At 44.0% G+C, this 734-nt stretch carries 1 protein-coding gene; it reads right to left on the reverse strand.

Annotated features, from left to right (window positions below):
• Positions 1–734 (reverse strand): PKD domain-containing protein (locus tag N7931_RS19335; RefSeq protein WP_262795974.1); only part of this gene is annotated, 734 nt, incomplete at both ends.

The raw sequence follows: 734 nt of genomic DNA on the forward strand, positions 1-734 counted from the left end.
CGGTATTGCAAATCATCGTCATCAGCATCGGTAGAACCACTGCCATCAAAAGTAGCCGTTTCGCCTAATACCCAAGCGTTAATATCTCCACCTTGAATATCAATAACAGGTACAGGTGCGGTATTCACATAACTAGCCGAGACTGTATAGTGTGTTGTTTCACTGATTTTATCTAAATAACCTACAGTTAAACTTAACTCGTAGTTACCTTCTAAATCTGTAGTAATTCGTGGTTTTGCAATTGCAGCGTCGTCTAGTGCAACTGCACTGCCCTCTGGCATGGAGTCAATGCTCCATTGGTAAGTTAAAAAGTCACTATCTCCATCGGTTGGCGGTAAACTGTCTGAACCGTCTAACTGTACTCGCTGCCCAACCGTTGAGCTAATTGGATTAATAACCGCTGTTGGATTTGGGTTAATCACAATAAAATCCGCACAATCTGGCACTGATTGCGCTTTATTGTCCGTTACCGTTAAACAAACCTGATAATCACCCGGCTCGGTTGGCGTAAAGCTGGCTTGCGCTGCATCGGCATTTGCAATTGTGACTGCGTTGCTCTCTGGTGCAACGGATAAATCCCACAACCAAGATTGAATTGCTTCATTTTCTGTTGTACTGGCTACACTGCTTAATGTCAGTGTATCTGCTGGTGATAATCGCTCTGACGATAAATCAGCTACCGCAATGGGTCTGATCGTTTCATCTTCACCACTACTGCTACCACAGCCTGATAA

The organism is Catenovulum sp. 2E275, assembly GCF_025515275.1.
In the GTDB taxonomy this organism is placed as follows: domain Bacteria; phylum Pseudomonadota; class Gammaproteobacteria; order Enterobacterales; family Alteromonadaceae; genus Catenovulum.